4 protein-coding genes and 1 pseudogene are annotated in these 3,354 nt (G+C 68.1%); 3 read left to right on the plus strand and 2 right to left on the minus strand.

Going from position 1 to position 3,354, the window contains the following annotated elements:
* Positions 1-473, minus strand: a 473-nt coding sequence (locus H0W38_RS19070; RefSeq protein WP_292457124.1) for a sigma-70 family RNA polymerase sigma factor, incomplete at its 3' end; no start/stop codon positions are given.
* A 286-nt stretch (positions 474-759) separates the two neighbouring features.
* Here H0W38_RS19070 and H0W38_RS19075 point away from each other — a divergent pair.
* The 3 genes from H0W38_RS19075 to H0W38_RS19085 all read left to right on the plus strand — a co-directional run bounded on the left by H0W38_RS19075 (position 760) and on the right by H0W38_RS19085 (position 3,090).
* The gene (locus tag H0W38_RS19075; protein ID WP_292457131.1) at positions 760-1,482 is read left to right on the plus strand and encodes a lipo-like protein; all 723 of its coding nucleotides are present in this window, start codon (positions 760-762) and stop codon (positions 1,480-1,482) included.
* Entirely contained in the window at positions 1,479-2,426 is a 948-nt protein-coding gene (locus H0W38_RS19080; RefSeq protein WP_292457127.1) for a DUF3179 domain-containing protein, read from the plus strand. Before H0W38_RS19075 ends, H0W38_RS19080 begins: the two co-directional genes overlap by 4 nt.
* Before the next feature lie 196 nt (positions 2,427-2,622).
* On the plus strand, positions 2,623-3,090 hold the full coding sequence (locus tag H0W38_RS19085; RefSeq protein ID WP_292457129.1) for a DUF4148 domain-containing protein: 468 nt from the start codon (positions 2,623-2,625) through the stop codon (positions 3,088-3,090).
* A gap of 139 nt (positions 3,091-3,229) precedes the next feature.
* Here H0W38_RS19085 and H0W38_RS19090 read toward each other — a convergent pair.
* Positions 3,230-3,354 (minus strand): annotated as a pseudogene (locus tag H0W38_RS19090) (IS630 family transposase); the annotation flags it as partial.

Here is a 3,354-nt window from a genome sequence, read left to right on the forward strand (position 1 = left end):
GAGGCCTCGGCAATCGACAGCCCCTCCACCTTCGTCAGCAGGATCGCCTGGCGTTGTGCCTCGGGCAGTTCATGGAGCAGCTTTTTCAGATCGCGCTGCGCTTCGCCATCCTCGTTCACCGCAACGAGGGCCGACTCGTTCACGTCGTCCAGCGTCTCGTGCAAGTCGTCGCGTCGCCCGCGTCGACGCCACAGATCGACCAGCTTGTGCCGGGCGATCGCCAGCACCCAGGCGCTGACGGGCAGCGACGGGTCGTAGGTGCCGCGCTGCAGGTGCAGCGCCAGCAGGGTTTCCTGCACCAAATCCTCCACTTCGTCCGGCAGACTCTGCATGCGGCGGCGAAGATAGCCGCGCAGCCGGGATGCGATCACGATCAAGGCCTGCCGATAAGCGGTCTCGTCGCCCGACTGGGCGCGTGTCCACAGCGGCTTCAGGCCGGACTCGAAGTCGTTGTGGTTGGCGCTATCGGTCATTTCGTCGGGGAGCCCGAGTTGGTTACATCGGTCCCGGTCGGCGCCGACGAAGAGGGCTGAAAAACCCTCGATCAAAGCGGAATTCTGCCCTGCCTGTAACCCGGGAGGCCACCGCGGCGACTACGCAGGGGACATGCCCGCCAACGCGCCACCGCTTCGACCGAACGGCCTGACGGGTCGATTCGGCGCCGCGCTTGCGCGCTTCCTGTCAGTGCGGCGCCATAGGTGCGGTACAGCGGCGCCGACCGACGTTCGGCAGTTGTCGGCGTGTCTGCGGCCGGCGGATGTGTTGCTGGTCGAAGGCGACACTCGTTTCTCGGTCGGCATCAAGTATCTGACCCAATCCACCTGGAGCCATGCCGCGCTGTACGTCGGCGACGCTCTGGCGCGGCGCCCGGATCGGGCCTTCTCCGAACTCGACCAGCCCTGCGTCGTCGAGGCCGACGTGGTCGACGGCGTGCGCGCCGTGGGCCTCGACAGCTTCGCCGGACTGCACGTGCGCATCTGCCGCCCGGTGGGCCTGACGCCTGCGGAGGTGCAGGAGGTGGTCGCCCACGTCATCGCGCGCCTCGGACACCGCTACGACCTGAAGAACATCGTCGACTTGGTGCGCTGGCTCGTGCCCACGCCACCCGTGCCGGTGCGCTGGCGGCGGCGGCTGATTTCCCTGGGCAGCGGCGACCCGACGCGCGCCATCTGCTCGGGCCTGGTCGCCGGGGCCTTTCAGGCGGTGCGCTACCCGGTGCTGCCGGTCATGACGCAGCGCCCGCGCGGCGACCCGATGTGCCCGGGCTGCGTTGACGAGATCCTGCACGTGCGTCACCACAGCCTCTTCGTGCCGCGCGACTTCGACGTCTCGCCGTACTTCGAGGTCATCAAGCCGACGCTGGCCTGCGGCTTCGACCACCACGCGCTGGCCTGGGCCGACCGGCCCGAAAGCCGCGCGCTCGCCGGCCCGGGTGCCTCGGACGCCGCGCGCAGCACCGTGACGAAGGAGACTGCCGAATGAAGCGCCGCCATCTTTTGCTTTCGGTCTCGGCGGGCCCGTGGGCCTTGCTGGCGGCAACGCACGCCAGCGCTCAGACGCTCAATGGTTTCGACCTGAGTGGCGCGCTGGTGCCGGCTGCGGCCATCGAACGTGGCGGCCCGCCGCGCGACGGCATCCCGGCCATCGACCGCCCACGCTTCGTGGCCGCGGCGCAGGCCGGCCTGCGCGAAGGCGACCGCGTGCTCGGCCTGGTGCGCAACGGCATCGCGCGGGCCTACCCGGTGCGCATCCTGAACTGGCACGAGATCGTCAACGACCGCCTTGGCGACGAAGCCGTCGCCGTCACCTACTGCCCGCTGTGCGGCACCGGCATGGCCTTCGAAGCGCGCGTGGCCGGCCGCGAGCTGGTATTCGGCGTGTCCGGCCTGCTCTACAACAGCGACGTGCTTCTTTACGACCGCGCGACCGATTCGCTGTGGTCGCAGATCCTCGCGCGTGCGGTCACCGGGCCGCTGACGGGCACGGCGCTCACACAGGTGCCGCTGACGCACACCAGCTGGGCCGACTGGCGCACACGCCATCCGCGCACCGAGGTGCTGTCCACCGACACCGGCCACGTGCGCGACTACGCGCGCGATCCCTACGAGGGCTACGACCGGGTGCCGCGCCTGATCTTCGACGTGCAGCACCGCGACGAGCGGCTGCCGCTGAAGGCCTGGGTGCTGGGCCTGCGCCTGAACGGCGCCGCCAAGGCCTACCCATTCGAGACGCTGGCGCAGCGCGCCGATGCACGCGGGCGGCTGTGGGACACGCTCGGTGGGCAACGTGTCGAGATCCGTTACGACAGAACGCACCGCAGCGCCGAGGCCTTCGACGCGAAAGGCCGGCCGCTGCCCGGCACGATGGCCTACTGGTTTGCATGGGTCGCCTTCCATCCCCGCACCGAACTTCTGAAGGACCGCTGAGCCATGCGCGAGATTCACACCGACGTCGCTGGCACCGCCGGCATGACCGACGATCGCGCGCCGCCCGAAATCGATCAAAACGATGTCACGGAATTGCCTGATCGGCGGACTAATACAGAACGGAGGCACTCATGAAGTTGCCGCCGCGGCGCCGGCCACACCCTGGTCGGCGGATTGCACCGATCAGGAGATTCTCATGACCACCGTTCGAAGCATCATCACCATAGCCGCTCTTGCCGTCGCCGGCGGCGCATTCGCGCAGACGCTGACGCGCGATGAAGTGAAGGCCGAATACCAACGCGCCGTGAAAGCCGGTGAACTCGACCACGGGGGCCATGAATCGGGACTGTGGACTCGCAGCCTCGAGCGCTCGCAGGGACTGACGCGGGACCAGGTTCGAGCCGAGTACCTGCGCGCCCTCAATGCAGGCGAGTTGGACCAAGCGGGTTTCGAGTCCTCCACGTGGACGACCCGCCGCGACGTTCGTCCCGGCTTGACTCGGACCGAGGTGCAGGCCGAGCACCGGCGCGCCCAGCAAGCGGGAGAGCTGACCCTCCATCACTTCGAGGGGACGCAGTGGCATGTACCGTTCAGCAATGGCGTCGGCGAGGCTGCGAGGCTGCAAGGATCCGCGCTGGCGCCGGCGGCTACTGGTAGCCGGTGACGTATCGGCGTGCGGTCGTCAACGGGCCCATCGGCTAAAGCCGATGGGCGGCTTTCAGGGATGCGCCGGACGCTTCCCTGTCGCCGCGTGCAGTGCGTATCCGCCCCTGCCCGCGGCAGGGCGTCACAAGCGCATGCGACTAGTGGGCCGTAACGATTGAATCGGGAGTAATTCGCCGTGTTGGATCGAAGTACTTCCACTTCACGGGCTTGGGTTGTTCGTTGTACTTGCGGATGTAGCGCATGAGCTTTCTCTTCAAGTCAG

Origin of the sequence: Methylibium sp., assembly GCF_013817365.1 — a bacterium.
Lineage (GTDB): Bacteria > Pseudomonadota > Gammaproteobacteria > Burkholderiales > Burkholderiaceae_C > Methylibium.

What these genes read in the sequence shown, in the direction of transcription:
- H0W38_RS19080 (WP_292457127.1), top strand. Translation starts at nt 1,479, where the DNA reads ATGAAGCGCCGCCATCTTTTGCTTTCGGTCTCGGCGGGCCCGTGGGCC.
- H0W38_RS19085 (WP_292457129.1), top strand. Translation starts at nt 2,623, where the DNA reads ATGACCACCGTTCGAAGCATCATCACCATAGCCGCTCTTGCCGTCGCC.